This is a genomic window from Leptospira venezuelensis, assembly GCF_002150035.1.
GTDB lineage: Bacteria > Spirochaetota > Leptospiria > Leptospirales > Leptospiraceae > Leptospira_B > Leptospira_B venezuelensis.
Genome location: NZ_NETS01000008.1, coordinates 491944 through 517425 on the forward strand (window position 1 = coordinate 491944; position 25482 = coordinate 517425).

The window sequence follows — 25482 nt, forward strand, 5'->3', positions numbered from 1 at the left end:
AGACATGTTCAATGCAGAGCTTCATTTTTTCCTTTTCTCTTATCAACTGCACGAAAGTAACAATTTTATGCAGTTGAAAAAGGATACGATTTTCCAAAATCATTCCTCAACCCATAGGTATTCTCGAATCAACCCTTCACCATCTCTTCCATCAAATTTACGAATATCCAAGTGTAGCACTTTCTTTAGCAACCAGCCGGAGTCCTTTCCCGCTTCCTTAACAGGATCATTACTCCTTTTGTTTAAATGTTTTAGATACAACTCGTATAATGGAGTTCCGTCCCAGTAGGTATTTTCGCCTCCCATTAAGTCTCTCATGGAGAACCATTCATTTTTTCTGTTCTTGCACCAGGAGTAAACAGCCCCTTGAAGAAAATCATATATTCTTTGTTTTTGTTCATCATTTAATTCAGAGACTTCTCGAATTTCAGATGGATTCAGTAATGCCATGTAAACCTCATATTCATTGACCAAAATTATAACAGTAAGATCGGTTCCTTATTCATTTCTAATGTATGTTCATCAATGTGATACAGTTCGATACTATGAGGAAATTTCCAACCCTCATATTTTCTTTTAAGGTGCTCTATCATTTCTTTGTCAGTGAGAATTAAAACTCTCCTTTCACTTCCTCTCCAAAGGGATAACCAAAGAATCTCCGAAGAAACTCGATCTTGACCGCCTGTATTATTTTTCCCGGATGAAGTTAATCTCCTACTGGTATTAATTCCACCAATGAATTTTCCTTCATTATAAATATCGAATTCATGGGTAGAGGCGGATCCACTTGGAGCTATTCTTTTCTTTTTCGAAGCGACTTTAAAAATCTTATTAAATTTTTCACGGATTCTTTTTTCCCTATCCAGTCTTTCGCTCATAACTCAATTCCGATGGCATTTTGACCCGTTAACCGCTCTTTCATCAAGGAATTTATTCCTTGACATTTCCACCGAAATACTTATTATATGTATTGTACTATATGAATATTAAGTATTTCGACAATGAACACTAACACAGCCAAAATAATCCAATTCAAATCGATTCGAAAAAAAGCAGGTAGAGACGTAGAAATTCCCCAAGAAGAAGGCTCCGCTTTCGGACGAGGTTTAAGTGATGAAACGATGCGAGAACTTTCGAAAAGGTTTTCAAAGCCTAAGACAGAAATGGATTACCGAAATCGGGCGATCTTTCTTTTGATGTCTACAACTGGTCTCAGAGCTAAAGAGGTAGTTTCCTTACGCTTTTCTAACCTCATGAGTTCTCCCAATGGTGATACTTTGATCAAGTATAGAAGGAAGGGAGGCAAGATTGGCTATTCAGTTTTATCTAAAAGTACTCTAAAGAGTGTTACCGATTATCATAGTAAATTTAATATCAAAAGCGATTTCTTTTTTTATTCTCACCCTAAAAGGAACCAAGCTATACGCTCACCCCTCTCCAAAAGAGGACTCCAGTTTATAGTTAGCGGATGGAATGTTAAAACATTAGAAAATCGTAATATATTTTGTCATAGCCTGAGGCATACGACAGGAAGAAGATTACTAGAAAAGGCTGGTTCTATCGCTACTCAAAAAGTATTGGGGCATTCATCACCTAACACAAGTAGTCGATTCTATACACAGCCATTCTTTGACGGATCACAATTTCTAACTTGGGAATAAAAGTATATGGATAATTTCTTTGAAGATTTCGAGATCATAGATTCCTATACCAGAGCAGAAGCTATCAAAGATGGTGGTTTGATAGATCTATCTAATGGAGAATTTTCTCATTTAGTTAAAAGAATCTACAAATATCCGTTAGCAGTTACTGCGGGTGTTTGGCATGAAATAAGATGGATAGTAGAGAATTCTAATGATCAAGTTTCATTCGAGAATGTTATAGAAGTAATGCTAAAAGCTACAATTTTGAATAAAACTAAGGTAATTGATGAGTCTTCTCATCTCTTTCGTTTAAATCTTTCAATACAAGATTTACCAGGTCCATCTTATAGAGATTTTAAAATCATTTGCGGTCCCGGCGACAACGCATCTCCTGTTTTAACTATTCTTCTTCCCGAAGAAGATTAACTTAAACCAATGAAAAAACCATTCATCGCTTCGAAACATCTTACAGTCCCTTACTCTTTTTGTTTTCTTTAGACTTTTCTGTGATTACCTTACTTTCGATTCCTTTTTTCTTAATTGGTTTTTTCCTAGTAACCTTTGTGAGAGCATTCTTCATATGCGGGGTTATATCGCTAATTTTAGTAAATTCGTATAGTTCCATACTTTTTAGATATTAAACAAACTCAGGACATTCTTCTCTTACTGCTTCTATTATTGCGGCTTTTAGATTTTCTTGATCTGAATAATATTCAGTTCGATACAAGGAACCTTGAATATGTTTAAAAAATCCTAACTCTATTAGAAATGCTTTTAAATCTCTTTGGTACGTTCCAGAGATTTTGGATTTATCATATCCGGCTGCTTCCATGAGCTTCGTATCAAGATCAAAAGAAACAACGAAGATTTTACTTTTTCTCATCTACTTTAATTAGTAGAGATTCATTTTCTATGTTTGTTAAAGACTCCGTTGGCTTTGATTAGATTCATTTTTTGTTCTGAAATTTCTATTTTGCTTTATCTCTTAGGAGACATAAATGCTAATCATATTTTTGCATTACTAATAAATAGTAATCATATATTTGTAGAAATTGTCCGCCCTCTGTGTACAATGATCCTTGATGGATTTTTCCCCTCCAGCACCTCTAAAAAGCCCTGTGATCGTTGGTAGGCTCTCTAATGCTACCTCTCATCGCTTTGTAGCTGAATTAAGCTCCTATGGCATTCCTCTACACATTATGGACTGTGCAATACGCCTCAGAGCCTACGATATCGCTGAGATGACGAAATCCTCGAATTTACCTATTCTTCATCAGATCCTTGTCCAGAGAGCCTTCACGCCATATCAGCTACTAGATTTTATCACCCAACTACTAGAGGAAGGAGAAGCTCCAGAGATCCGATCCCGACTGTATCTCTTCTTAGCTCCCTCAAAACAATTCTTTGATGGAGATGTGAAATTAGAGGAACGACGATTCCTTTTAAAGAGACTCGTAGAGAAGTTTGCTAGGATCCAACAATCTGGCTTCGCCTTTCTCATCTCCGAATCGATCAAGAAATCAGATCCTGAATATCAGTTCTATTTAGAAAATCTTAGCAATACTCTAAAGGTTATACCTCAAGAAATAAAACCACCGGAGGAAATAGATGGGACGTACATTACAACCTTATTCTCGTGAAATCGATTCTCTCTGGAAAGAGAGGTTTCAGGATTTCAGACGTGCATTACCAAGAGTTTATCAAGAAGCTTTCGATGAGATTTTTCGGAATGCTAAGAGACAGTTAGCAGCAGGTGTAATGGCTTCCAATCCGTACTCGATAGAAACGGTTCTCTTATCCGAAGCAGTTACTATAAAATCCGAAGTAAACTCCCTCAAGAAAGCAGTCGCAGACTTACAGCGCATCATTAAACAGTATGAGCAAAACCTTTGAAGGTTACCTTTTAGATCTCTATGACTTAGAGGGAAATATTACTCTCTGGGTAAAGGGTGAAAAAGAAATTCGCTGTTTCTATGATTCTCATTATCCAACATTCTATATCAAAACAGACAAAGCATATGAAAATAAATTCATAGAACGTCTTAGAGAATTACATGCTCTCCTAAAAGAACCAGAGAGAGTAACTAAGTTAGGTTTCTACGATAACAAACCAACTTCTGTTCTAAAAATCTGCCTTTCTCGTCCTTCGGTATTACGAACCATTTATCATAAGATCTTTGCTTTCTATGAGAAGGCAGATATCTATCATTCCGATATAGAATTACCAACATCATATCTGTATTCAAAGAATCTATTCCCTTTAGCAAAGGTAAAGGTTCTTTACGATGATCGGAATCGTGTAATCAAAATAGAACCCTTAACAGATCTCAAAGATAAGGATTATGAAGTTCCATACCTGACTACTTTAGAAATCAGTTTCAAAGAAAATCACCGGATTGGATACTCAAAATCAAATCCCTTGGTGCTTGTAGCCGGGGATTATAGAGAAGAGTTATACTATGAGAAAATCCCTGATCTCTTGCACAGATTAAATGAGGTGTTTAAACAAAGAGATCCGGACATTATTCTTTCTGCTTATGGCGATCAATCGATCCTTCCTTTTCTGTTTCATCAGAGCCAGAAGTATCGCATTAGATTAGATTTAGATAGAGATAAAGGACAGATTACTCGAAAAATCCAAAATAAAGGTACGAGCTTCGAAAGCTATGGACAGGTGATCTTTAGGGCAGCTAGCTACCCTTTGTTTGGGCGACTCCATATTGATAGTAACAATTCCTTCGTCTTCAAGGAATCTTTCCTGCTTGGAATCATTGAGTTAGCTAGACTTAGTAGAATACCTATTCAACGGATGGCTCGGGCAAGCACTGGCACGGCATTGACAAACATTGAGATGGCTGTAGCTCTAAAGCGAGACTATCTTGTTCCTTGGCAAAAAGCCGCTCTGGAACGTCCCAAAACCCTCTATGAGCTTTTCAGAAATGATAAGGGAGGTTTAGTAACCATTCCTAACCTTTCCACCGGTTCCGTATTAGAAAACGTAGCACAGTTAGACTTTGCTCAGATGTATCCGAGCATCATGTCCAAATATAATATCAGTCCAGAAACCGTGAATTGTATCTGCTGTGATAACGATGAAACTAAAACCTATATACCCGGAACCAATTATCATATTTGTTCTAAGAGAAGAGGCGTTGTTTCGGAAGCCTTAGAAGATATCTTAGAACGAAGGAAATACTACAAGGAACAGATTGAGAATGTTCCCGATGACGTCTCAATCTACGAAGCCAGACAAAATGCTCTCAAATGGATGCTAGTCACTTCCTTTGGATACCTCGGATATCGTAACGCTAAGTTTGGTAGATTAGAAAGTCATGAATCCGTTACCGCCATTGGAAGAGAGGTATTACTAATAGCAAAAGAAGAAGCCGAGGAAGCCGGTTATCTATTCCTACATGCGATCACTGATTCCCTTTTTATTTCAAAACCAAATGAGGATCAGTTCTCCAAAGAAGAGTTACTAATCCTCTGTGAAAGAATCTCCGAAAGAACAAAGATCCAACTGAAAATCGAAGGAATTTACGACTGGTTATTCTTTCCTGCATCCAAAACCGATCATGAGATTGGCGTAGTAAATAGATACTTTGGTAAATTCTCTAATGGTGAAATTAAGAAGCGAGGTGTGTTTGTTCGGCGAAAGGACATGCCTATGTATATTAAGGTTTTCCAAACTTCGATCTTTTCAATCCTCGAATCTTGTTCAACTCGGAAGGAGCTACAAGAAGCGATTCCAAGAATAGAAGAACTTTTCTATTCTTTTGTCACCGATGTAGAGAACGACTCCGTTCCTATCACTGATCTCTTCCTTCGCAGAACGATTTCTAAGGACAAAGAATCATATGTCGGTAACAATGCCTCTAATAACTCTCTACAAGCATTAGCGGATGCAGGAATTACAGTGGAGCCGGGAGAGAAAATAAAATATCTGGTTACCCGAGGATACAAAGGTAAGAGAGTCTACCTTCCAGAGGAAACCGCTCTCAAATTAAAGCAGAGACCACCTGTTCACAAAGAATATTACAGAGGACTTCTCATCCAGGCTATGGAAGAAATCATGGAACATTTACTTCCTCGGGAATACTTTAAAGCCTTAAAGGAAAATCAATTGCTTTTACCGATATTCTCTGCTACTAAAGGCGAAGAATGTGTGGAAGATACTCCATTAATGCCTCTGCTTCTCAAGTAATAGAACAATTCCTCCTTTTTCATGAAGAAAAGAAAATCAAAGAAGAATATAGACAAGAAAAAGAAGTATTCCCAACGCATGTCGAGCCTGTGATAAGACAAGGTGAAAAAGAAAGAACACTAGATTATCTTCACTGGGGTGTAAAATTCGATTGGTTAAAACAGTTAATGATAAATGCAAGGGAAGATAAACTAATCTCCTCCCCAATCTGGTCGAAGATGATCAAGGTAGATAGAATAGTAGTTCCTGCGACTTCATACTGGGAATGGAGTGAATTAGAAACTAAAGGAGAGAATAGATATGAAATGACTCCATCAAGTAACTCTTTATTTTCATTCGCTGGACTAACGTCAGAATTCTTAGATAAAAATGGAAAAACCAAAAAGGGATTTGTTTTAATAACTGTAGATGCGAATAAACATATTTCATCTATACATGACCGTCAGCCTGCGATGATCAAGGCAGAAGATATTGATACTTGGTTAGATAACTCCACTAAAGATCCAATCAAGCTACTGTATCATGCCAGTGAAAAAGAGATCGAATATAAAAAAGTGCCGAACAAATTAGATGACCTCGATCTTTTCAAATGAATTTTTCATTATTCCAATCGAGCTTTGATTGATCTAAAATTTGATATTCTGCCGTCCTTAATCCACAAACGCATTCTATCCAATAAACAAAAATTAAATTAATGGGATCTTTCCTTTTCTTAAAGGATAGTCCATACCAACCGGCAGAACATTTAGGGCATGGCTTTAAATTAATACGAGTAATGTCCCAAGGTGTACTCATTTAGAAAATAGTAGTAATGGAAATCCTTCTTTAAGCAAGCATTAATAATCCTTTAACCAAGGATAAGCATCATAGAGTAGCATAACATACTTTTTGTAATACCCCGGATCAGGCTTACTATTTTTCTTATTTTCTTCAGACTCAGAATAATTCCTATGAGATAAAACTAAATTATTCGATATATATTTCTCTAATAATACCTTCTTAGTTTTTCGGTTACTTCTTACAGAGACCCTTACCTCTGAGCCAAAAAATTCCCTTACCTTGTTATATTGATTAAAAGTTCTTCGAAATAACTCTCGAATAGGTAATTTTACAATTTCAAATTCTGTTTCCTTAATTTTCTTTATTCTAGCTTGTTTTCTTTTCTCTGTTGTCTTTTTAGTCCCTAAGATTCTTTTTTCATTCTTCTTAACGAATTCAATAAACAAATCTGAAGATTCAATTTCTTTGATTCGACGTATTGAATAATAATTAACCATTGCGTTCGAAGCATAATAAGGATTCTTCATAACCTTGTCTGGTTCTCCCAAGAATTTTTTTATAGCGGCTGTTGTCCAACCGCTACCTTTTATCCGAGATACAGGTATAAACCCATCTTCCCAATCTTTCTTCATAAACCCAAAGACTCTAATTCAAATTCAGATAACCAAGGATACACTTGGACTAACTCATAAGTAGTTCGATCAAGGAGAGTTTTGAATTCTTTATCCTTTAATTTCACCATACGCATTTCATTATAGTCTTCATGCAATTCACACAATTTATGCAACGCGAAAGTCCTAAAGATCTCTACAGTTTCTCTCGTATCCTCCAATGCATTTTGAAGAGCAAATTCTCCATAATTGAGTCGATGACATTCGATTGCTTCCTTAACGAATCGCTTATCAGATAGCTTACGAACAATAATTGGAACTTCTTCTGCATATCTTTTTGTTGTAATCTCTCGATTTCTCAATTTTTCGATATACTCCTTTCTCCTTCTTTTCTTCTTCATATTCGCTGTTCCGATGCCTCTAAGAACCTCTTTCAACTGTTCTATTCTTTTCTTACTAAACATGATTATCCTCCATAAATTTAATCACATAATAAATAATCCTAGGATAGAGTCCTCGCTAGAGGGACTCTATCAGCTAGTACCAACTAGGGTACATTTAACTCTTTAATAGATATTTCACTAGTAATCCCTAGTTACTTGAAAATCATCATAGTCGAATAGCATAGGGTCCCTATATGGGTAAATTTTAATTCCATTACCATTATCTAATACGAATCGAGCATTTCCTGTTTCACCATCATTTGACTTCTGCAAGGAAACATCGATGAAATCCAGCATCTCGTTGTAAAGTAAATCAAAGCGACTGGCTATAACATTTGGTCTATTGAGAATGAGAACATCCCTAGCTCTTTCTTTGTAAGCAGCAGAATTTTTTATATCATAAAGATTTACGTAATAATTTTCTAAATTATTCTCTTCACTATCCTTTCTACTTCTTTTCTTTGATTCGTTTGTTTGAACAATACCAACAACATGTATCGGTAGAGTTCCTATAACTCGATTTAAATTGGCTAAAGAATCTTCTATAGCAGGAGCAGTTGATCCCCAGTTATTTAATAGAGAGAGAAGATCTATAAAAACGACCATGTATTCGTCGCTTGGAAGAACCCCTAATTCCTCGAAATATCTCTTAGCTTTTTCAATGTAGAGTGGTAGGGTTTCTACAGAGACGTTCCTATCATCAACTGGGTAATATCGGTTAGTTAAATCTGTAAACCTGGAGAGATCATATTTGATTTCATTCATTCTATCTGGTTTTTCAAAAAGTTCTAAATTCAGATCTTTAGTTACAATATTAGCTAACATACTAATAAATCTATCATGGTTTCTTGTTTTACCCATCTCAGGAAAGATCTTAACTACACAAACGCCCTTCTTCAATAGTTCCAACTCCATTGCTAATCCAAATAAGGATTTACCAGTCCCAGATTCACCAGCGAGTATAGTTAACTCATGCATTGCTGCCGGAGAATAGATAAGCTTATCTAAACTCTCGAAACCTAAAGATCGTTGTGTTTTCATTCTTGTTCTCTCCTCTAATATTTGAAAATACTCCCTCTCAAATAAATTCCTTGGTTGAATATCTGAGATATCAACAGGGACTCTGTTACTCATATTTCTCCTTCTCCTTGGTTATTAAATTCCTGAATTGTTATTGGTTCAACTCGTGGGTCCATATAAGGGTTTCCATCGTTGTATTCATTTAAGTAGGTTAACTTGAACCTCTTACAGCTTGTTCCATTAGGATTTTTGAAATAACCTCCTATTTGTTTAAACAAACCGCTGTTAGTGTAAATAAGCCTCCTAAGCTCCTTAGAATCTCCTCTTAGCTTATGAAATTTCTTAAGTGAACCAACATATTCTAGGGGAAACTGAACTCCGTGCTTGAGAGCTTCTTTAGTTGTTTTTTTCAGCCGAGCATGTGGAGAAACTGATCGGGGGTTATGGCATTCAAAGTTTTGTTTACCAATAAATTCCCGAGCTATTAAATACAGCTTCCGAGCCTTGGCATGTCGCATTGGACCCATTTTACATAATGCATCGGAAATCATCCTTTCGTCTATTTCTGTAACTAAAGAGTCATTACTATAGAAACCGGAAGGATTAGATTTGAACTTTTTATATTCAGGATTGGCATGTTTTCGTTCTCTATATTTCTCAGCGGATCTCCAAACAGTTCCGCAGACTTTATCAATATCCTTTTGCGAACCACCTTGAATGCTTGTTAGATCTTTGCTGCCAGCATTACATAGAAAACTATATTTAACGAATTCATCATATCTTAATCCACGATCCATACATTGGAATGCTAAACGAAAGTGTTGTTTTCTTCCCCCAACTCGATTACCTGCTGTTATTTTAATATCTTCTAATTTTGTTTTACTGCTTCCAGATTTTGAGGTTCGTAGAAAAGTCTTTTCAGTTCCCAAGTATTTCACTAAAATTTCTTTTGTAAGTAGCTCTTTGTTTTTAGCGTATATGTTTGCTTCTAACTCTCTATAACCAAGTGTATACTCAGGGTTGTTAACATTCGATTCAATATGATCGAAGACCTGTTTAAGATTTTCCGATCTCCTTCCAGTTTCAGGAAAATATGCGAAACGATCGATAGCCATCGGGAGCCTCATGCGCTTCTCCCGAATTGTTCTGCATTCTACAAAATCATCATATTTCTCGAATACTGATTGGATTATGCGTTTGAGAATCTCAAAAGATTTAGGAACATGAGCAATTTCAGAGACTTTGTAGTATAGATGAGCACCTCTGTTGATCTTGGAAATCTCTGAATAAACAGGAAATACTCCAGAGAGATCATATATCCTCTTAATGGATTCTTTTATTAGATCTAAATTTTGAATGGATTTTCCATTCATCAGCCAATGCGTATCAATATCGATCAGTAAAATTTTTGAGACAGGATGCTGGTATAATGCTACATTCCCAAAACGATTTTGTGTAATAGCCTTATCTACTTTTTCATTTTGATATACTTTGCAATCCTGAAGATCATCTGAAGAGGTTATTCTCCCGATATTATGGTCCTTAATTCTTTGATTTAAAGACCACTGCATTGATATTCCTTTCTTTGAAATGAATGTGCGGGAATAGAAAGTTCCATCATTTCCAATGATAGAAACATCGTTTGGTATATTCTCCTTGCTTTTACCAGTTGCATCCCATACGGAACGTATTGCTCTTACATCAAATCCCAAAAGTTTAGCAATGTTTAGAAATATTTCTGGTGGATTTGTATCGTAGAACTCCATGTTAGTGGGCAACCTTTCCTCATTCAATTGTTCACTTTGCTGACTCATAGATTCGAGCTAATCCATGTAGACAAATCTTTCAAGGATTTTTTCTGAAATTGACGGGAATGAAATCGGGGGATTATTTCGCCTTAATCGCAATTTTAATTTAGGTTTTTATAATTCTTTCTGTATTATGTATTTATAATATATATACTTATTTATGATCATATATTATGGATTCTGAATACAATAGCCGGAATACGTTCCCAGTTAGAAGAATAGGAAATTGAAATTTTCAAAGAATTGCGATGTAATAAAATCTATTATTCAGATCGGAACTCAAAATTTGTAAAATGGCTCAAATTGGCGATTTGACTGCAAATTTTAAAGTCTCGTTAATAATGTTATTAAAAATGAAGAAATTAGCTAAATACTAGTGAAATTTAATAATATTATTAAAAATATAATGATTTTAGGAAGAAATCATGAATAACTGTGACAGGGAACCCACTCCAAATTAATAAACCGTATCTATCAAATTAATGATTTCAAACGCCGATTTGAAGAATATATACTTTACATATATATAGTAAATATAGGTCGAAAACGACTAAGAATCTGAGGAAAAAAAGTTACTATCCTTAGCATAAACTATCACTTAAGTAATATATATTCTACGATTTTCTTACCTATTCCAACTTGCTTTTCAGATCCGAAAACCGCTAAATCCCAAGTATCCTACTATTCGCCAGAGATATTTTGGCAGTATAGAAACTCCCAATTTCAAAATTCGAATCTGAAATATTCAAAAACCTTTAAGCTGTTATTCTAGAAAAAGTCTAGTGAATACAAGGTAGTTAAACCTACATTTGATTTTATATTGTACTACTAGCTAGTAGTACCCCCTAATAGAATCCCCCAGGGGGATTCTATCCTAGGATTATTTATTATGTGATTAATTTTGATACTGTATAGGAGCTGTTTTAAAGGCTTCAGGAGTTGGGAATAGAAAATGGTTCCAAAGCCCTACAATTTGAAATGGAAGCGAATTAGAGGCACTTCTCCAATTATTTAAGAGTCTTTAAATGGGATCTTTTCTAAGGAAAATATTGGAAGGAGGAAAAGCCTAATTTCTGTTCCCATCTTTGACTTTCGTGTTTTCCGACAAGTGTATCATGAGGCTGTCGAGTTGGAGGATCATCCGATATACTCTTTCATTGTATGCTAAAGAGTATTTGGATATTTTATTGGCATCTGCGCTGACACCGATCCTGTCATAAGTAAACTCACGAGTGAAGGATCTTAAAGGCAAAAGCAATCCTTCTGGAGCTTCTTTTCCATTTTGGTATGAAAGACCTACTCCATACCGACTTCCATCCGTAAATCTTAAACCATTAAAAGCTTCTTTCAGATGAATGTGTTCTTCATGTCGCTCGAGTGGGAGGCTTTCATAGTAATCTTTTAGAAGTTCCCCGTTTTTCAAGGAAAGCATCAGAAACGCGACTTCCTGTTCTAGCTCCGGATCTGTTCCGAGCCAACACTGGGCTTCAATAAATATTCCTTTATGGCTACGGTAGTCGAAGATTTTCATTTCGAACTCCTGGTAATTCCTACTAACGTATAATTATGAATTTTCTATATTTGTCAAAAGAATCTACTGCGATTTTTTCAAATAGACCATCTAACTCTGAATAAGTTTCCCAGAATTCTTTACCTAACATAAAAGAGACCAATTCTATTAAATCAATCTCTAAGTCTAAGTCTCTGACTCCAGTCCAGATTCTATCGGAGATAACAGATATCAATTTTTCCATTGAATTGATTTCATCGGAAATACAATAGTTAGCTATTTCTTCTGGCATTCCTAATAGTAAAAGAAATTCCTTACCAGCCTTCTCATGGCTCTTTCCTTCAAATGATAAGTCCTCTGGGTAGAAAATTTTGCCAATGTCATGCAAGTAAATTCCAGAGAACAAAATGTCTGTATATAAATTTTCTCGAATTTCAGTTGGGAGACCATTTACTATTTTAATAGAAACAGAAAGTGTAATTTCATGATGCTTTAGCAATCGCTCGGGAACTCCTAATTCTTTCTGAAAATAATATAGGTTTTCCAGAGCTTCAATAGTCCCTTCAGTTAAGGAATTGTTCTCAATCAAATCTAACATCATAATTCCTTCGAATAATTACTTACTCTCAACATACTTTAGAACATTTGTTAAAGACTTACTTTTTAATCTACCTCTTCAATATCCAACAATTCGCATCTTGCTTTAGAGAAATTGGATTTGTTTTCCATCGGTGATTCAAGGTTGAATTTAATAACTGATCCAGGCGGATATATATCTTCTGGTGCTCGGATCTTCGCTGAATCTAAGTCGTAATCATTCTTTGTCTGAATATAGACTCTAATAGAAGCGTTCTTAATTGTTTGTTTAGAGTTATTTCTTATTGAAGCCTTACAAAATATTTCGTAACCAGCTTCTGGATTATCTCTGTTTATAAATCCAGAAAAAGAAAGAGCCTTACGCCAACAGGAACAAGAAAGAATCGGAAAAAGCTTCGCATTCTCTAACGCTTTCTCGGAAGGCTTTGTATGACAGGAATCCAAACATTTCCCGATCCAGCCCGCAACGAGAATGAATAAAAGAATGAGTCCAAGCTTCTCTTTCATTACTCTTCTCTCTTAAAATACACTTCTTTTATCTTACAATCTGTCTTTCCATACCTGAGGTCATAAGGGGAGCCGTAAGTTGATTTAAGCGAGATTAATGATCCTGGTCTGTAGTTGTCTCCATTCGAAGTAATATCAGTTTCAGAAAGTTTATAGCCTGTTTTTGTTTGAATTTCTACCGTAACATCAACACCGAAGATAATTTCTTTTGAGTTATTTCTAACAGAGGCTGAACAAAACAGTTCATATGCTAATTCTGGATGACGACCAGCGATAAACCTTCCAATGAATTGAATAGGTTTCTTAGTACAGGAACAGTGAGTAACCTTTAATGCTTTCTTGATTTCCTCCTTTTTTAAGTCGGGACCACAAGAAATAAGCATTAAAAGACTCAGAACAAATCTTAAGAAATTAAGGACAAACATAGGAAGCTATTGAGTCACTTGTATAAACGGAACTTTGGTAATTCTCCTTGTTGCTTCCGTTCAACTCTACAGTGGCTGTTTCATAATATAAGTATCCAGATATTCTACTATCGCTGAATGTTGCTGAACTTAAATCTATTCCTGCATAATAACCTGACCAAAAATTAGAAGAGCGAGTGTAAGAGTAGTTTGTTCCGTCTTGAGGACCTCCAGTGATCGTAACAGAATATGTCAAATTCTTAGTAGTCGGAGACCCCGGATATAGTTCACCTTCGTCTACTAAATCCCCTTTGGAAGCGTATGTATACGTTGAAACTTTAGTGAAATCTACTTTATTACCGAAGGTATTATGATCTGCGTAATTTTGATATTCGTAGGTGTATAAATTTTTAGTAAAGATAATTGTTATATCGTCCGGCATTGACCAGAAGGAACTACCACCAAGATTGTTAAGAACATTTCCTCCTAAGTTTGTCATTCCTCCATTTATTTTACCGGAAACACCCATATTATTATAAACCGAACGACAACCATCTCCTGGTAGTTTTGTATTCGATATATTCCAGAGAACATTCACTAGATCCTGAGTGTTTCTTTTGTTAGTATCTGCGATTCCGTTACCACAGTAGGAAACCAAAAGACAAAGATTAATCAACAAAGCTAATTTACAAATATGCATACTTCCCCCTTCTCGGTTTAACATGAATGAGATAAATACAGTTACCTTTGGTATTTTTGGTTTTTGTTATCTATATAACGAACTGAAGAAACACAGCTTTTGAAATCATCTACACAATCATTAAAGGAATCTGTTCCTCTATAGTTGTAGCAGGCTCGGTTGATAATTATTTGGACTACAAGTTCGTTTTCGCGAAGATAAAGACCGCTATCTTCAAAATACTTGTAGCCGTCTCGAATATTCTCTAATGAGAACTTACGAGAACACTGTTTAAATTCTGATTGTTTTGCTTTATCAAAATCTTTAGTAGCAAGAGCTAAGAAATTCTTATCATCTCTGAATTTAGGACCGTTAAATACTTCCTTTGGAAGAATTTCAGTTCCGGAAGGATCAACGACGGAGAAGTAGTAGTGATAGTTCTTACTGACTGTTTCATCATTACTTCTCCAAAGTAAGTTTACATCGAGATTCGAGAAGGGAATTTCAACTGTGCCTTCTTTAAATGCAAAAGTCTTATCAAACTTAATACCTTCATTTTGAAGCCTTAGTTTAGCCTTAGGGTTCTGAACTTCTTTCTTTTTTGTAGGAATAACCTCTTCGATAGTTTCTTCTTTCGAGCCGGAGAAAGCGACTACGAAAGGTAACGAAATCAGATCAACTAGCATTGCTGGAATAGTAAAAGCATACCCTAACCCCATTGTCTTCAGAGGTTGAAAAAGCATACAGTTCCAATAAGACTCTTCTTCTAATTTCTCCCGAGTGAAGACGCATGAAACTTTCTTTGAAGAGGTATCTGGTGATCTGGAGATAGAATACTCTTTCTCTTTCTTTACCTTCTCATACGTAACCTGTGATTCCAAATAGGTGAATACGATCCCGTTAGTTGTAAGTCGGTAATCGACCGCATACTCTGATTTGGACTTGTCTGGGATCCTAGATAGTTCCTTTTCAGAGGTTAGGCTGGAAGATTTAATATAGGGAAGACAACCGATGAGGGCTGTCCAGAGGCAGGAGACCAGTAACAGGGCAACAATTTTATTCCAAATAGGCATTCGTTCCTCCACACTTAACTCAAAGTTCAATAGGTTTTTTCTGCTTCACAGATAAGGGGTTTGGGGCGAGGCTACGCAGACCCTTAAAGATCGAAAACCATTGTATATCCTATGTGTAATTTTGTCAATTTTTATATTATTAGTGTATTTTTAGATGACTAATCAAAAAGAGAAAAGCCTAATTGGTCAGAAGACTCTAGCTATAATTGAAGCGAGCGGAGAAAGCCAAACTAACGTGGCTCCTTTGCTAAAACTGAGTAAAGCGGGGTTAAACAATCTGATTAAAGGAAGGATAGAATCCCCCTCTAAATCATTTTTAGAAGCCATCGTCGAAGTCTTTAAAGTAGACTTAAATTGGTTCTTAGATGATTCAAAGCCGGTTCATCCTATTTCCTATATCCGAAAAAGCGGAGAAAAGGCTTCTCAAATGGACGATGAAACGATCTTACTCAACCATGTTCGGAATTCAAAAGGAATTAAAGAGATTATAAAAAACTTAATTAACCTGTCAGCGAAAGAAGTTAATACGTGGGCAGAACTTATTTCAGAATATACAAAAATGAAAGAGGAAACTAAAAAGAAATGAGTTTTAAGTATTGAACTTCTCTTCAATTGGAATTACTTCATAATTAGAAGAAAATTCTGGCTCAATCATCTTTCCAGAACGTCTTTTGAAAAGAGAGATCATATCTTCTTTTCTGCTTGGTAGATCGATTATTCTTACTACTTTCAAGCTTTTCATGCTACCCAGGATTTTCTCATCAATCTTCTCATTCATTATTGGAAAAGAGTAACCCATAATAGTTAGGTGTTCAATTCGGCCAGCATCACTAATTATTTCATCGTCAAGTCCACGAACGGTGTTGTTAGATTCGAATCCAAAGAAGAGAGTTGAACTAACTTCTTGGTGTCTAATTTTCATTGAATGATAGCCATAAACTACAGCTCTCAACTTTTCACCAAAATCCTCCTGAAGTATCACATCAGAAAAGGAAATCCAGTTCTTAAACGGAGATTTATCCTCATAGAATCCTGCCGTACCATTTAATTTATAAATTCTATGACTATTCGGACTAGATTCCGAATCGTGCAGATTTCGTCTTGGAGTTACATTTAATTGATTTTGCACATACGCAAGGAGAACAGAATCCGGAATTGAACTTTTGAAATGATTTGCTAAAGCTATTTCAAATTGAATATCATAATTCCAGGAGAAAATTATAGGATCATCAATTAATTTAATTGGTACCCTTTCTACAACGAGATCTGTTACAAATTTACGGATTCTATTATCTAAATTAGAATTATACTCATCTAACCCAAGATTTGAGTCTACACTTTGTTCAACGATCAAATATGATGAGATCACACGTTTGATCTTATTTAGAACAGGGGGATTAGTCTTATTTTCTTTAGCATAAGTATCGACAGTTACCCCTTTACTGTTTCTTCCGATCTCTTTCCATTCTTCTAACATCGATTCGAAAAGCGAATCTGTGTCTGCCTCCTTTAGTTCTTCAATGTTGCTGTCAGAGCCTGAATCACTAAATTTGTATTTAATTCTGAGAACTTCGGCTAATCTAATTATTCTCTCCGGAAGATTTTGAGCTAATGGAATTGAATTAACGCTAATACCCGCTCCAAATAAATAGCCTTTTTGCATAGTTTCTCTATAGAAAAATGTTAAAATTTTCTGTGTAGTAAATTTTAATGAATCTGAAAGCTATTCCACGAAGCTTTTAACGTATAAGTCACTAAAATATAAAAATTTTTCATTAGGAACAATGGAAATACTCCCGCAATCCCTCATGCCCTTTGTGTATTTAAAGAAGAGCTTGTAACTCTCCCAAAACATCTTTACTTTTCGATTTTACAACTGTATTATATAATGATGCATAATTAGTTGGTTTGTGATTTAACAAATGACTTAAATTATTTTCTGTAAAAAAATAATCATAATAAGGCAAGCTTGATGCTGCATGTCTAAAATCATCGAAATCATTTGCTTCGAATTTTATCTTATTATAGCCGCACCTAACATTTGCATTCAATCCTGCAAGTATTCGGTAAGCAGGTAGCTCTTCGTTAATTTTTTCATGCATAAATAAATTATAAATCATGTTCATCATATTTTTTATGCTCTCGGGTTCTTCATTATCAGGCAATCTCCCGTGAACTTCTTCAAATAGTCGAGACATTGCTTCTTTTACAAATGGCTCGCTGATAGAAACCATCCCGCCAATTTCATCCAAAAATATCTTTTGAAAATTAGATTTGCTTTGATTTAAAGATTCTTTATCAGAATTTAGTTTTGAAGCTAGATTTACTTTGTCCGAAGCATAATCGGTAGGTTCTTTATTTTCAAGGAGATCTACTAAATCAATCATCTTCAAATTTGATTGTAAATCTATTAGCGTCTTCTGGAATGCCAATGCTTGATCTTTATCTAATTGGCTTTTAGTAAGATATGTTTGTCCAATAATTTGTCCTATACTAACCCAACAAAAATTATCACGCTCGATATGAAATTCTTTATTCGAATACTTTGTAAATAGGTAAATAATTTCATTCGTATATAAGTCATAATCAAAATCGATTGCTATTCCTTCAGAAAAAGCATCCATTAATATAGCTGTTCTCTTTCTGGTGCTGAGATCTTTTTGCAAAAACAATTCAACGTAAAGGGTTGAGCTAAGGGGAATTATAATTTTTTTATTAGTTACCAATCGATTTATTAAATCAAATATTTGCTGGTCCTCAGGACTTTTTGATTCACCCATAGATACATCTCTTAAGCGAATCCAATACTTCGTATCTAGATAAATTTTCTTTCTACCTTTGACTCTTTCGGACATTTTCATTCTAAAGTTTTTCAAATATTTTCGAAGTGAAACATGGTTTTCGGTGAGGTGTTGTTGATAGGTCTCGTGAAAATTAAAACCATCCGCTTTCTGACGATTTAGAATTTCTAGTAATTTCGGATCTAATTCATTATTCATAATACTGGTCTTAATGAAAGACTATCTACCTAGAATCTTTTGAGCTTTCCGAAAAGTTATACTCTCTCGATTCATCGAGACAAAATCTATCACCTTCGTAATAGAAGAAATATAACGAGTTCCATCAGTCATATTTATAAATAGATTAATTAATATTATTTCTTCTTCACTTAGTATATTTGTAATCATTTTTGAGAAAAATCTATACTCAATTACAGGAATCGAAGTTTCCTTATCGCAAAGCCATTCACATATGCTACCAATTGCATAAAGTAGTCTTCTTAGATCATTAGGAATAATTATTTCGTTTTTTTTCCAATTACGTTCTATACAATCATGAAAAAAAGTTTTTATATTTATATCTGTCATTTCAGAGCCTGTAATTCTATTTACAACAGCTCCTTCAGTTATCCCCGCAGGAAAGCTAGTATGATCTTTTTCGAATGAATTTCGAAGATTCATGTAATAGTTGATATTTTGATTTAATATCTGATGAAAGGTTAATATTTCACGAAGATCTCGTTCCTCCTTTTCTGCTAGCTCTTTTCTTTGTCCTTCTAATCTATTCTCTTTCATTTCTTGCTGCTGAAACCACAAGGCTATTAAAAGGGCTATAAAGGAAAGGAATCCAAAAATGGGATTCAAGACGCCTCCGAAATAGTCGCCAAACTCACCCCATGTAGAATGTTCATGGGAAAGCTCACCATTAAACTGAAAGAAGTAGAAGGCAAATGGAGATATAACTAATACAAAAACTCCTATTATGATTGGGATTAAAACTTTTTTCGACATAGATACACCGCCAGAATTAACGTTAACCAATTTAACGCTTAACTAAAGTCTTTATATATGTACATATTCCGCAGCTAATTTTTAGAGGGAATAGATGTCTCAGGCTCTTTTAAAACAGGAAATTTTTCCTAATATCAGGGAATTCTAATTAAATCCTACTGGCAAAATCGAAATAGATAATGAATAGCATTCATTATCTAATGTTTAATCAATTTTTCTATGAATTCTCTTCAACTTAAGAAGAAGTGCATCTTCATTCAGTCTTCCCGAATTTCTATGCATAGATTTCATTTTATTATTCAACATTTCCAGAAAGAATCGGTAATTCCATTCTTCATCGGTTTCTAATTTCCGACTCCGATAAGCTCTTAGCTTTTTCTGCTGAATTCTAAACCAACTATCTTTAGACCTACTAGTCTCCCTACCCTCAACTCGTGAATTAAATTTCGACTTTTGCTTTGTAAGGAACATCGATAAGCCATAGCCCATTTCCTGTGGAAAATTCCGAGTATTTACTTTCTCAAGGATACGATACTCGAATTCAGCCCATCCTTTCATTTCATCGTACAATCGCTTTAATTTAGCTATCTGATAATTAGCCCAAGCATCCGATAATTCTTTAGTATTTCTTTTAGAAGGTAAGGCATATTCATTTCGATGCAAGTATCTTAATTTAACCAAGACCCTTTGGTAATAGCGATTATGCGTCATTCCATTTCGATCATTATCAGATTTAAATTTCCTTTCTCTCCTTAAATTCGCATGTTGATTTCTTATCCGAATAATAAGGAGTGTAGCTATAAAATCAGGAATTTCTCTTCTTCGGCCCATTCTTTTTTACAAGGGTATAATTCAACTCCGCCCCTCTGTGCTTAACTATTTCTATAGCTATCTTAATAATATTCTTTTCAGTAACATATCTAGCCATATAGGAAACCGATTTACTTATTAAGTAATGATTATTCGGATTTTCTCTTCCCTTCTTCTTATAAGGATCTCGCATCTCAATATCTGAATTTAAGAAATCCAAAGTCCGACCAGTTAATGCGCATTTCCAGCCTTGAATTTTCAACATTTTCTTTAAATCTTCCCTAGTGAATTTAAACTCGCTCTTTTTCTTTCTCTCTTCCTTTAAGTATGTCATTTCTCTCCTCCAGATACTTGATTCGCTCTTTCATCGTATAACCGTATTTACTTCTACCACCAGTATTCCTTTCTCTTACTAAAACTTCTATTTTATCAAGACTTCCGACTCCCTCTAAGAATTGATCCCGATTGAAGGTATAAAGAATGTCTGGCAAATCAGGAATAAGCTTCTCTACATAGTATTGAATAGCCTCGTTTTCTTTATTTTTAACCTGAGTAACTTTAGCGATACCCAACTGTGCCCAACGTCTGGTGATTCGTAATAAAGGAGCTTGAGAAGTGGTTCCTGCTAATTCATAGCTTTTCTGGTGAATAGGAGAATCTAAACTAATTCCCTTCCAGAGCATATAAGCTACTGAGTTATAGTATTTCTCCTTTCTCTTCCGAAACTTGGGACCTGATTCCATGAAATCAAGATAGTCCAAATGAGCTTGGTGTATTAAATAATTCTTATTTGCCTCAAATAGATTTTTAAACTGCTTATCTATCTTCTTCCTGGTTTTACTTTTATCTCTATGAATTCTACTTTCAGGAGAAGGAAGCTTATAAATGAGGTCTTTACGATGTTTAAGTAGATTTTTAGATCTGAGGGGGATTCTACAGGAATTTCTAGAAAATCTATATCTATCCCCTACATTCCCCAATTTGGCTACCTTTTTACTAGTAAGACAATCAAAGCCATAGACTTTAATACCTTTAAGAGCAGCATATTCATTCAGATATAAAATAGAGTTTTGAGGTTGAATATAAGAGTAACTAGCTATGAAGGAATATTTCAAACTCCTTTGTACGGCTTCTGCAACTTGATTGTTTACGGAATCCTTGGACCATCTATTTCTAGCCCAAACATTTCTTTTATTATCAACAGCCCTAGCTGAGTGGTTTATACTTTTTGAATTCGGGAAATATCTTTCTAAGTAAGGAAAACCACTATCACTAAAAATCGCTGTCTCCTTAGGTAAATAATCAAAGAAAGGTAATATAGTTTTACCTTGTTGATCTGGAACAGAGTTAAAGATTACTGCACCACCCTTTAGAGCCTGTGTCAAAATCAAAGAGCCTATTTGATATTTCCCCTTAGCTTCTGCTACTGAATCAGAAAGATATATACTTGAAGTCTGCCCTGAATGCTTGAACCTTTTACGAAAACCATTAGCTCTTTGAGAAGCAGAGAATAAAGCTAAAGTATCTGTGTGTAATACTGGTTTATCTTTTATAAAAGGTCCTAAATCGCCTGTTTCTGGCAGAATTTTACCTTTCCAAGCCTTCTTAATCTCTTTAACCATTTCTCCTTTAATAGAAGGAATAAGATCACTTAAGAATATCTGTAATCTTCTCTTTAGAAGCAAACTAGTATTCTTTGATACCCCTAACCTCCTTTGTATCTCTGAAGAAGATAAACCTAATGGAGATCTATATAATGCTTCTATAAATATATAGGAAAAGGTCCATAATGGAATCTTTAAGTGTTCTAAAGGTGTATTTTTAGTTAAAGATACCTGACAGTTACATTGGGAGCATCTAAGTACATTTTCTCTAGTAGAAACACCTTTAGTTAGAGGAATTTTACAAGTAGGACATTGTTTAGGATAACATTTAGTTAGGAGGTTTCTAGTAAGTTCAGTGTAATAGGTAAGATTTAGATTAGGAAAGCGATTGTTGAAGTGGTCTTTAGCAGTAAGAGGTTTTTCTCTAGTGGGTTTACTAGTTGGTAGGTGGTGACGGCGGGGTAATTCTGTGTTTCTTGGAACACTGGGCAAAACTTCGGAACCGAGAACTTTCCATAGGAAGGGTGAGGTTTCGAATGTTTGTGAGTTTTGCCCGTTGTGGAAAGAAGACTCAGAATCATTTGGTCGGAACAATCGTGATCCACTCAATGAACTTAGTTTTAAAAAACTCATCGATTTGCCCTGTGAACTGGTGATAAATCAAAAAGAAAATCCAGTAAGCCAAAGTCGCCGCAACTAGAGTTCTCGCAGTCATATTTGCTAAAAGTGGAGAAGCAGTATAATACATACGAATCACTGCGATTGGCCAGAGGAATAATAGGAAAAAGTAAATCGCTCTCGGAATTCCATAGAGCCAGCTTAAGATCTCGGAAGGATAAGATTTAGATAATCTTTCGTAAGCTTCTTTTAACTCGGGAAAGAATTGGAAGAAATAGAATACAAAAACGAAAAATGTAGCGATCTTCCAAATGATTTCTATGTCGTTTCGGATCAGCACCAAAGTCAAACCAACGAACCAAATCAAAAAAATTGGAAATACGATCTGCTGTAATAAGGAACCTGACTGGGCGAGAAACATCAATTAGATCTCCTAAGATCATTTTCGGCAGAAACTTGGCCTGACACCCACTCTAAACATTGCAGAAAACTCTCCGGATCTGCTTTTCCGAGACCTGCAATATCAAAAGCAGTCCCATGATCCGGAGAAACCCGGATAAAATCCAGTCCCAAAGTTACATTCACTCCAAATTTTCCCTCCCACATCTTGAATGGGATAAGCCCTTGGTCATGATAACATGCCAAAAACAGAGAATATTTTGCCCTGGAAGTTTCGCTAAACGCCCCGTCTGCGGAGATTGGATCCGTAACATCCAATCCGGCCTTTCTCATCTTAGAAATCATTGGCATTAGTATCTTCTTCTCTTCGTCCCCAACCTTTCCACCTTCTCCCGCATGAGGATTTAGGCCTAAGAATGCAATTTTTCCCTTAGAGATAGGAGCGGAACGAATGGCGGAAATGAAACTAGATAGGTGGATTTTTTTTAAATAAGAAGGTACCTTCTTTAATGGAACATGAGTGGTTAAAGGAAGAACATTCAGTTCTTTTCCCGCCATAAGCATATAAGTTTTTTTCTTATACACTTCTGCTAAATATTCCGTATGACCTGTGAATTTTTTCACTCCAGATTTGATCACCCATTCTTTACTTAATGGAAGTGTAATCAAGTTACCGCCGATTTTTTTTTGGATGCGGACCGCTTCTTCTAAACTTGCAAACGCAGCTTTTCCGGATATCGGGCCAGGTTTACCAATTACTAAAGAGTTTTGTTCAGAAGGGGAAAGTGAATTTATTCTCCAAAGATAAAGTCCGGGAGAAGTGAGTGAAAATGGATCTTTGATTTCCTGCCAACCAGGATAAGAAAGAGAAGAATTAGAACTAATAAGTAGGATTTGTCTTTGTTGGGAGAAGGTGTTTATCTTCTCCCTAGAAATTTGAAGAATTTCCGGCCCGATTCCACAAGGATCTCCCTCTGTGATAAGGATGGGAATCAAGGCCTATAACCAGGAAGATTAAGCTTCCTTAGCTGCTGTTTGTTTACCAAAAAGTCTTTCTAATGTCAAAGAGTCCTTAGCATATTCCAATTCGATATGATCTTTATTGGAATGTTTCAGGTCGCTGGAAATGATACAACGTCCTTCGAGTACCACTCCGTTTTGGATGATCAATTCAGGTGTGCGGATATCTCCCAAAATTCTGGAGGTAGGAAGAAGCATCACTCTGTTACGAGCAGTAATATTTCCAATTACGATACCTTCTACAATTACGCTGGCAGCAGTGATGTTTGTGCGAACTTTACCGGAAGCTCCGATATACAATTGTTCCGCTTGGAGAGATTTTCCTTCGAACTTTCCATCAATCTTTAAGGATCCATTGATGAAGAATTTTCCGTTAAAGTAGGAATTTTCGCCGATTGTGGAGTTTGTAACTTCGGAGGAGTTCTTAACAAGTGCCATGAATATAAAATCCTATTTGCGAAAGACCGCAGGTTTTCGGTTTATACACTAATAAACCGGACCCGCCCCTTCCGAAAAGGAATTTTTTAAGCTGGGAGCTATTTTTGCGGTTTCTCTCTCATCCCCGTCCGGACAGCAATTATCGAAGGAGAAAATTCTAATTTTTTAAAGATCCAGACTCATTCGGATCATATCCCGGCAGTGGATTCCATTCTCATAGATCGGTTCCGGATAATTTTTGGTAAAAAAATCGAAATCAATCCCAGTGATTCTAAACCCGCATTTTTGATATAAACCCAACTGGCCAATCCCGGCATTGCCCGTCCCTATTTCAAGGGTATGAAAACCGTCTTCTCTTGCCTGGGAAATCGCATGAAGCACCAATTTTTTTCCAAATCCCTTGCCCTGCTCTCCTTCTTTCACTGCTACATTAATGATCTCGGAAGTTCCAGGACGAGTCGTCAAAAGTACATAAACTCCTAAAATTTCCGAATTTCCAGACTCCAGTACATAGCAGTTAGCTCTATCCCAGTATGACCGTATTATTTTTTCATTCGGGTCCGCGAGAAGTAGAAGATCCATAGGCGGAGTTTCATTAGAAGAAAGTTTTCTGATCGTAAAGGCCATGAGTAAGGTTGATGAACTTATTTTTGCAGACTGAAAAATTCAGATCTTAATGTTTGATATTCGGAACATTAATCCGATCCAAAACTTCTGCGGTGAATTCTCTGAATTCATCCAAGGCATCTGGAATAGACTTACCTTCCAACTCAGTTGCCTTCTCGAAACGAGAATTAAAAGTGATCTTGTCTTCTATGTTCATGATCACTCCCCCGCCCGCTTTAAATTCTCCCAAAACCTTGGAGAGAAATTCATTAAACTTTTGGAACATTTCAAAAGCTTCTGCGATAAAAATACGGGTCTGTTTGTTCTTCATCCGGCTTAGCTGCTCTCTGAAATCTTGTTTTTCGGCTGCTTGGTATTCTTCAATAGTCTCCGTCAAAACCTTGATGTTTCGACGGATGTTCTCCATATGTTTGACCACACCGTCCTTCTCATTTCCATGAGAGAAGTCGAAACGAATATGAGTTTCATTTAATATAGGAAGATATTCTCGATCCAATACATTGATCCAAGTACCGATCTGATTTACCTCGGTATCGTTAGAATTTGGAGAAATTTTCATGATCGGATACTTTGCCAAGATCCTACCTGCAGCATCCGGATTTTCACGGAACATCCGTATTTGCTCTGCCGCAGTTTCGAGATTGTCCGGAATCCCCTCGGGGGAAATTTCCCTCATCCGATTTCGATATTTGTCCAAATCCCTAGTGGCGCGATACTTCTGCTCGTCGTTTTTGGAAAGTCTGATGATCTTCTCCAATTGTTGGATCATCTTTTGATGACGTTGGAGTTCTAGGATTTGCTCTTGGGTGATGGCCATAGGGTCTTAGGTCAGATTTTAAAAGGAGTACCGTTCTAAGGCAAGGAAATTCTCCCTTGGATTTTTGGGTTAATTGTAG

General features: G+C 35.9%; 31 protein-coding genes. 7 read left to right on the forward strand and 24 right to left on the reverse strand.

Going from position 1 to position 25482, the window contains the following annotated elements; all coding sequences use genetic code 11:
* Positions 1–99: 99 nt before the first annotated feature.
* Positions 100–450, reverse strand: a complete 351-nt coding sequence (locus B1C82_RS06370) for a cell division protein SepF (protein ID WP_167373749.1) — start codon at positions 448–450, stop codon at positions 100–102.
* 26 nt (positions 451–476) lie between these two features.
* Entirely contained in the window at positions 477–878 is a 402-nt protein-coding gene (locus B1C82_RS06375; RefSeq protein ID WP_086446755.1) for a hypothetical protein, read from the reverse strand.
* A gap of 123 nt (positions 879–1001) precedes the next feature.
* On the opposite strand from B1C82_RS06375, the gene B1C82_RS06380 reads away from it, so the two are divergent.
* Entirely contained in the window at positions 1002–1661 is a 660-nt protein-coding gene (locus B1C82_RS06380) for a tyrosine-type recombinase/integrase (protein WP_086446756.1), read from the forward strand.
* A 6-nt stretch (positions 1662–1667) separates the two neighbouring features.
* The gene (locus tag B1C82_RS06385) at positions 1668–2069 is read left to right on the forward strand and encodes a DUF6573 family protein (RefSeq protein ID WP_086446757.1); all 402 of its coding nucleotides are present in this window, start codon (positions 1668–1670) and stop codon (positions 2067–2069) included.
* Between the two features lie 211 nt (positions 2070–2280).
* Here the strand turns inward: B1C82_RS06385 and B1C82_RS06390 are convergent, their stop codons facing one another.
* Positions 2281–2526 (reverse strand): hypothetical protein, encoded by a 246-nt coding sequence (locus B1C82_RS06390; protein ID WP_086446758.1) that lies wholly within the window; start codon positions 2524–2526, stop codon positions 2281–2283.
* A gap of 199 nt (positions 2527–2725) precedes the next feature.
* On the opposite strand from B1C82_RS06390, the gene B1C82_RS06395 reads away from it, so the two are divergent.
* From B1C82_RS06395 to B1C82_RS06410, 4 genes are read left to right on the forward strand one after another with little or no spacing between them, the layout of a single operon-like run.
* The gene (locus tag B1C82_RS06395) at positions 2726–3283 is read left to right on the forward strand and encodes a hypothetical protein (protein WP_086446759.1); all 558 of its coding nucleotides are present in this window, start codon (positions 2726–2728) and stop codon (positions 3281–3283) included.
* Entirely contained in the window at positions 3252–3536 is a 285-nt protein-coding gene (locus B1C82_RS06400; protein WP_086446760.1) for a DUF8156 family protein, read from the forward strand. Before B1C82_RS06395 ends, B1C82_RS06400 begins: the two co-directional genes overlap by 32 nt.
* Complete coding sequence (locus B1C82_RS06405; protein ID WP_086446761.1) at positions 3520–5847, forward strand: DNA polymerase domain-containing protein; 2328 nt, start codon at positions 3520–3522, stop codon at positions 5845–5847. The genes B1C82_RS06400 and B1C82_RS06405 overlap by 17 nt, the downstream gene beginning before the upstream one ends.
* Positions 5805–6440: an SOS response-associated peptidase gene (locus tag B1C82_RS06410; protein ID WP_086446762.1), complete on the forward strand. Its 636-nt coding sequence runs from the start codon at positions 5805–5807 to the stop codon at positions 6438–6440. The genes B1C82_RS06405 and B1C82_RS06410 overlap by 43 nt, the downstream gene beginning before the upstream one ends.
* A 243-nt stretch (positions 6441–6683) precedes the next feature.
* Here the strand turns inward: B1C82_RS06410 and B1C82_RS06420 are convergent, their stop codons facing one another.
* From B1C82_RS06420 to B1C82_RS06465, 10 genes are all read right to left on the reverse strand, one after another.
* Positions 6684–7259 carry a hypothetical protein gene (locus tag B1C82_RS06420; RefSeq protein WP_086446764.1) on the reverse strand — a complete coding sequence of 192 codons (576 nt, stop codon included), beginning with the start codon at positions 7257–7259 and terminating at the stop codon, positions 6684–6686.
* Positions 7256–7702 (reverse strand): hypothetical protein, encoded by a 447-nt coding sequence (locus tag B1C82_RS06425; RefSeq protein WP_086446765.1) that lies wholly within the window; start codon positions 7700–7702, stop codon positions 7256–7258. Before B1C82_RS06425 ends, B1C82_RS06420 begins: the two co-directional genes overlap by 4 nt.
* Positions 7703–7819: 117 nt before the next feature.
* Positions 7820–8815: a DnaB-like helicase C-terminal domain-containing protein gene (locus B1C82_RS06430; RefSeq protein ID WP_086446766.1), complete on the reverse strand. Its 996-nt coding sequence runs from the start codon at positions 8813–8815 to the stop codon at positions 7820–7822.
* Positions 8812–10467, reverse strand: a complete 1656-nt coding sequence (locus B1C82_RS06435; RefSeq protein ID WP_086446767.1) for a hypothetical protein — start codon at positions 10465–10467, stop codon at positions 8812–8814. Before B1C82_RS06435 ends, B1C82_RS06430 begins: the two co-directional genes overlap by 4 nt.
* A 1108-nt stretch (positions 10468–11575) precedes the next feature.
* On the reverse strand, positions 11576–12040 hold the full coding sequence (locus B1C82_RS06440) for a hypothetical protein (protein WP_086446768.1): 465 nt from the start codon (positions 12038–12040) through the stop codon (positions 11576–11578).
* A gap of 22 nt (positions 12041–12062) precedes the next feature.
* Positions 12063–12620, reverse strand: a complete 558-nt coding sequence (locus B1C82_RS06445; RefSeq protein WP_157894100.1) for a hypothetical protein — start codon at positions 12618–12620, stop codon at positions 12063–12065.
* Between the two features lie 62 nt (positions 12621–12682).
* The gene (locus tag B1C82_RS06450; protein ID WP_086446770.1) at positions 12683–13123 is read right to left on the reverse strand and encodes a hypothetical protein; all 441 of its coding nucleotides are present in this window, start codon (positions 13121–13123) and stop codon (positions 12683–12685) included.
* Positions 13123–13506 carry a hypothetical protein gene (locus tag B1C82_RS06455; protein WP_157894101.1) on the reverse strand — a complete coding sequence of 128 codons (384 nt, stop codon included), beginning with the start codon at positions 13504–13506 and terminating at the stop codon, positions 13123–13125. Before B1C82_RS06455 ends, B1C82_RS06450 begins: the two co-directional genes overlap by 1 nt.
* 28 nt (positions 13507–13534) lie before the next feature.
* Entirely contained in the window at positions 13535–14227 is a 693-nt protein-coding gene (locus B1C82_RS06460) for a hypothetical protein (protein ID WP_086446772.1), read from the reverse strand.
* 41 nt (positions 14228–14268) lie between these two features.
* Complete coding sequence (locus B1C82_RS06465) at positions 14269–15279, reverse strand: hypothetical protein (RefSeq protein ID WP_086446773.1); 1011 nt, start codon at positions 15277–15279, stop codon at positions 14269–14271.
* A gap of 154 nt (positions 15280–15433) precedes the next feature.
* On the opposite strand from B1C82_RS06465, the gene B1C82_RS20555 reads away from it, so the two are divergent.
* A complete protein-coding gene (locus B1C82_RS20555) occupies positions 15434–15865 on the forward strand; it encodes a helix-turn-helix domain-containing protein (RefSeq protein ID WP_157894102.1) in 432 nt (143 codons plus the stop codon).
* A gap of 3 nt (positions 15866–15868) precedes the next feature.
* Here the strand turns inward: B1C82_RS20555 and B1C82_RS06475 are convergent, their stop codons facing one another.
* The 11 genes from B1C82_RS06475 to B1C82_RS06525 form a co-directional block, all read right to left on the reverse strand.
* Positions 15869–16942 (reverse strand): hypothetical protein, encoded by a 1074-nt coding sequence (locus B1C82_RS06475; protein WP_086446775.1) that lies wholly within the window; start codon positions 16940–16942, stop codon positions 15869–15871.
* Positions 16943–17102: 160 nt separating this feature from the next.
* Positions 17103–18278: a hypothetical protein gene (locus B1C82_RS06480; RefSeq protein WP_086446776.1), complete on the reverse strand. Its 1176-nt coding sequence runs from the start codon at positions 18276–18278 to the stop codon at positions 17103–17105.
* Between the two features lie 21 nt (positions 18279–18299).
* Positions 18300–19070, reverse strand: coding sequence for a hypothetical protein (locus B1C82_RS06485; protein WP_086446777.1), 771 nt, complete (start codon positions 19068–19070; stop codon positions 18300–18302).
* Positions 19071–19274: 204 nt separating this feature from the next.
* Entirely contained in the window at positions 19275–19901 is a 627-nt protein-coding gene (locus B1C82_RS06490) for a hypothetical protein (RefSeq protein ID WP_086446778.1), read from the reverse strand.
* Positions 19876–20145 carry a hypothetical protein gene (locus tag B1C82_RS06495; protein WP_157894103.1) on the reverse strand — a complete coding sequence of 90 codons (270 nt, stop codon included), beginning with the start codon at positions 20143–20145 and terminating at the stop codon, positions 19876–19878. The genes B1C82_RS06490 and B1C82_RS06495 overlap by 26 nt, the downstream gene beginning before the upstream one ends.
* A gap of 25 nt (positions 20146–20170) precedes the next feature.
* Positions 20171–22078 carry a hypothetical protein gene (locus B1C82_RS06500; protein WP_235848622.1) on the reverse strand — a complete coding sequence of 636 codons (1908 nt, stop codon included), beginning with the start codon at positions 22076–22078 and terminating at the stop codon, positions 20171–20173.
* Positions 22062–22523 carry a hypothetical protein gene (locus B1C82_RS06505; protein WP_086446780.1) on the reverse strand — a complete coding sequence of 154 codons (462 nt, stop codon included), beginning with the start codon at positions 22521–22523 and terminating at the stop codon, positions 22062–22064. Before B1C82_RS06505 ends, B1C82_RS06500 begins: the two co-directional genes overlap by 17 nt.
* On the reverse strand, positions 22523–23497 hold the full coding sequence (locus B1C82_RS06510) for a PdxA family dehydrogenase (protein ID WP_086446781.1): 975 nt from the start codon (positions 23495–23497) through the stop codon (positions 22523–22525). Before B1C82_RS06510 ends, B1C82_RS06505 begins: the two co-directional genes overlap by 1 nt.
* Before the next feature lie 18 nt (positions 23498–23515).
* Positions 23516–23959: a bactofilin family protein gene (locus B1C82_RS06515; protein ID WP_086446782.1), complete on the reverse strand. Its 444-nt coding sequence runs from the start codon at positions 23957–23959 to the stop codon at positions 23516–23518.
* Positions 23960–24124: 165 nt separating this feature from the next.
* Positions 24125–24586 carry a GNAT family N-acetyltransferase gene (locus B1C82_RS06520; RefSeq protein ID WP_086446783.1) on the reverse strand — a complete coding sequence of 154 codons (462 nt, stop codon included), beginning with the start codon at positions 24584–24586 and terminating at the stop codon, positions 24125–24127.
* A 46-nt stretch (positions 24587–24632) separates the two neighbouring features.
* Positions 24633–25403: a hypothetical protein gene (locus B1C82_RS06525; RefSeq protein WP_086446784.1), complete on the reverse strand. Its 771-nt coding sequence runs from the start codon at positions 25401–25403 to the stop codon at positions 24633–24635.
* Between the last annotated feature and the right edge of the window lie 79 nt (positions 25404–25482).

What these genes read in the sequence shown, in the direction of transcription:
- B1C82_RS06460 (WP_086446772.1), bottom strand. Translation starts at nt 14,227, where the DNA reads ATGCATATTTGTAAATTAGCTTTGTTGATTAATCTTTGTCTTTTGGTT.
- B1C82_RS06520 (WP_086446783.1), bottom strand. Translation starts at nt 24,586, where the DNA reads ATGGCCTTTACGATCAGAAAACTTTCTTCTAATGAAACTCCGCCTATG.
- B1C82_RS06420 (WP_086446764.1), bottom strand. Translation starts at nt 7,259, where the DNA reads ATGAAGAAAGATTGGGAAGATGGGTTTATACCTGTATCTCGGATAAAA.
- B1C82_RS06465 (WP_086446773.1), bottom strand. Translation starts at nt 15,279, where the DNA reads ATGCCTATTTGGAATAAAATTGTTGCCCTGTTACTGGTCTCCTGCCTC.
- B1C82_RS06475 (WP_086446775.1), bottom strand. Translation starts at nt 16,942, where the DNA reads ATGCAAAAAGGCTATTTATTTGGAGCGGGTATTAGCGTTAATTCAATT.
- B1C82_RS06455 (WP_157894101.1), bottom strand. Translation starts at nt 13,506, where the DNA reads ATGCTTATTTCTTGTGGTCCCGACTTAAAAAAGGAGGAAATCAAGAAA.
- B1C82_RS06525 (WP_086446784.1), bottom strand. Translation starts at nt 25,403, where the DNA reads ATGGCCATCACCCAAGAGCAAATCCTAGAACTCCAACGTCATCAAAAG.
- B1C82_RS06435 (WP_086446767.1), bottom strand. Translation starts at nt 10,467, where the DNA reads ATGGAGTTCTACGATACAAATCCACCAGAAATATTTCTAAACATTGCT.
- B1C82_RS06395 (WP_086446759.1), top strand. Translation starts at nt 2,726, where the DNA reads ATGGATTTTTCCCCTCCAGCACCTCTAAAAAGCCCTGTGATCGTTGGT.
- B1C82_RS06490 (WP_086446778.1), bottom strand. Translation starts at nt 19,901, where the DNA reads ATGGGCCGAAGAAGAGAAATTCCTGATTTTATAGCTACACTCCTTATT.
- B1C82_RS06515 (WP_086446782.1), bottom strand. Translation starts at nt 23,959, where the DNA reads ATGGCACTTGTTAAGAACTCCTCCGAAGTTACAAACTCCACAATCGGC.
- B1C82_RS06440 (WP_086446768.1), bottom strand. Translation starts at nt 12,040, where the DNA reads ATGAAAATCTTCGACTACCGTAGCCATAAAGGAATATTTATTGAAGCC.
- B1C82_RS06445 (WP_157894100.1), bottom strand. Translation starts at nt 12,620, where the DNA reads ATGATGTTAGATTTGATTGAGAACAATTCCTTAACTGAAGGGACTATT.
- B1C82_RS06380 (WP_086446756.1), top strand. Translation starts at nt 1,002, where the DNA reads ATGAACACTAACACAGCCAAAATAATCCAATTCAAATCGATTCGAAAA.
- B1C82_RS06370 (WP_167373749.1), bottom strand. Translation starts at nt 450, where the DNA reads ATGGCATTACTGAATCCATCTGAAATTCGAGAAGTCTCTGAATTAAAT.
- B1C82_RS06430 (WP_086446766.1), bottom strand. Translation starts at nt 8,815, where the DNA reads ATGAGTAACAGAGTCCCTGTTGATATCTCAGATATTCAACCAAGGAAT.
- B1C82_RS06390 (WP_086446758.1), bottom strand. Translation starts at nt 2,526, where the DNA reads ATGAGAAAAAGTAAAATCTTCGTTGTTTCTTTTGATCTTGATACGAAG.
- B1C82_RS06505 (WP_086446780.1), bottom strand. Translation starts at nt 22,523, where the DNA reads ATGTTTCTCGCCCAGTCAGGTTCCTTATTACAGCAGATCGTATTTCCA.
- B1C82_RS06425 (WP_086446765.1), bottom strand. Translation starts at nt 7,702, where the DNA reads ATGTTTAGTAAGAAAAGAATAGAACAGTTGAAAGAGGTTCTTAGAGGC.
- B1C82_RS06485 (WP_086446777.1), bottom strand. Translation starts at nt 19,070, where the DNA reads ATGTCGAAAAAAGTTTTAATCCCAATCATAATAGGAGTTTTTGTATTA.
- B1C82_RS20555 (WP_157894102.1), top strand. Translation starts at nt 15,434, where the DNA reads ATGACTAATCAAAAAGAGAAAAGCCTAATTGGTCAGAAGACTCTAGCT.
- B1C82_RS06385 (WP_086446757.1), top strand. Translation starts at nt 1,668, where the DNA reads ATGGATAATTTCTTTGAAGATTTCGAGATCATAGATTCCTATACCAGA.
- B1C82_RS06410 (WP_086446762.1), top strand. Translation starts at nt 5,805, where the DNA reads ATGTGTGGAAGATACTCCATTAATGCCTCTGCTTCTCAAGTAATAGAA.
- B1C82_RS06405 (WP_086446761.1), top strand. Translation starts at nt 3,520, where the DNA reads ATGAGCAAAACCTTTGAAGGTTACCTTTTAGATCTCTATGACTTAGAG.
- B1C82_RS06375 (WP_086446755.1), bottom strand. Translation starts at nt 878, where the DNA reads ATGAGCGAAAGACTGGATAGGGAAAAAAGAATCCGTGAAAAATTTAAT.
- B1C82_RS06495 (WP_157894103.1), bottom strand. Translation starts at nt 20,145, where the DNA reads ATGTTGAAAATTCAAGGCTGGAAATGCGCATTAACTGGTCGGACTTTG.
- B1C82_RS06450 (WP_086446770.1), bottom strand. Translation starts at nt 13,123, where the DNA reads ATGAAAGAGAAGCTTGGACTCATTCTTTTATTCATTCTCGTTGCGGGC.
- B1C82_RS06400 (WP_086446760.1), top strand. Translation starts at nt 3,252, where the DNA reads ATGGGACGTACATTACAACCTTATTCTCGTGAAATCGATTCTCTCTGG.
- B1C82_RS06480 (WP_086446776.1), bottom strand. Translation starts at nt 18,278, where the DNA reads ATGAATAATGAATTAGATCCGAAATTACTAGAAATTCTAAATCGTCAG.